This is a genomic window from Treponema sp. R6D11, from assembly GCF_054786075.1.
Genome location: NZ_BDHD01000355.1, coordinates 1 through 1,287, shown reverse-complemented (window position 1 = coordinate 1,287; position 1,287 = coordinate 1). Strand labels below are relative to the sequence as shown.

Annotated in this window: 2 protein-coding genes; one reads left to right on the top strand and one right to left on the bottom strand. The window is 43.7% G+C overall.

Features of this window, described 5'->3' with window-relative positions; translation table 11 throughout:
- Positions 1-524, top strand: a 524-nt coding sequence (gene ricT / locus ACYVTD_RS13075) for a regulatory iron-sulfur-containing complex subunit RicT (protein ID WP_461248179.1), incomplete at its 5' end; no start/stop codon positions are given.
- Between the two features lie 36 nt (positions 525-560).
- On the opposite strand, the gene ACYVTD_RS13070 is transcribed toward ricT, so the two are convergent.
- A complete protein-coding gene (locus ACYVTD_RS13070; RefSeq protein ID WP_461248178.1) occupies positions 561-1,145 on the bottom strand; it encodes a hypothetical protein in 585 nt (194 codons plus the stop codon).
- Between the last annotated feature and the right edge of the window lie 142 nt (positions 1,146-1,287).

The following is a 1,287-nucleotide window of genomic DNA, read 5'->3' as shown; positions in this document are numbered from 1 at the left end:
CGTTTGATATATGCTTTAAGAAGATAGAAAACCATAAACTAGAAATGAAACTGGTTCTTGTCCATTACCTTTTGGAAGAGCCGAAAATTCTGTTTTTCTTTACCGCCGACAACAGGGTGGATTTTAGGGAACTTGTTAAAGACCTTGTAAGCGTTTTTAAGATGAGGATAGAATTGCGCCAAATCGGCGTGCGCGACGAGGCGCGGGTGCTTGGCGGCCTTGGGGTCTGCGGGCGCGGCTACTGCTGCCACTGCGTTTCCGACAAGCTTAAGCCCGTTTCGATTAAAATGGCGAAAGACCAAAAACTTTCGCTGAACTCTGTAAAAATCTCCGGCCCCTGCGGCAGGCTTATGTGCTGTCTTTTTTACGAGTACAGTTTTTACAGCGAACAGCAGAGGGCCCTTCCCCAGGAAGGCGTAAGGGAAGCTAGGGATTTTGCGGCGAAGAATAAGTTGCCGGTTTTGGGGACGGGGTCTTTTTACTTGGCTTCGGAGATACGGGAGATTATTTTGCAGTTAGGATAACACAAAGAGTATTATCCTAACTTTATAAAATGAACCTTAATCGCGGCCGTTGTGCAGGGTTACTTCTGTTAGTTCAAAAAATTTAACGAGGGGATTGGTACACTGAAGAAGAATCGCTCCGGGAGCCTGAGTAAGCGTGATGCGTGAACCATTCTGCGTATGTACCATAGACATGCCGCCGAAATTAAATTCTTTAAGCGGGGTGTTTTTTCCGGCGCCCATTTCCGGCCCTTCCAAGTCGCCTTTCGGATCATAAACGATAACTATCATCGCTCCGCCGCCTTTTTGGTTCATTTCCCCGCCTTTTGCGTCAAAGAACTTCGCAGTTACCGTTATTCTTTTATACTTGGTAACATCCGTGTCAAATGGGGGCAAAAGAAACAAAACGCCGTCATATTGCGCTTTAAGGGGTGTCGCGCTTTTTACGCCCTTTCCAGGGTCGGTTAATGTTTTTGCTTTTTGGTTAAAAATTTCATAAGTTACACCGCTTAAATTTAACGAATAAGGCGGAGGACCATCATCAGCAGCAGCCGCTTTGGAAGAACCGCCTCCCGAACTTGCGCACCCTGCGACTAAAGTCATAATGAATACAACCGTTAAGATAAGAATTGTCTTTTTCATCACATTCTCCTTGAAAAATTGATTTTTATTGAAAATACTTTCAATAAAGTTAAATTTACAATGATTTAAAGTGCCTGTCAAGAAAAAAAATCCGCCAAAATATTAAAATCGGTCTCTTTTGTTAAATATCCGCGTATTAATG

Coding starts and splice junctions, on each gene's coding strand:
- ACYVTD_RS13070 (WP_461248178.1), bottom strand. CDS start 1,145: ATGAAAAAGACAATTCTTATCTTAACGGTTGTATTCATTATGACTTTA.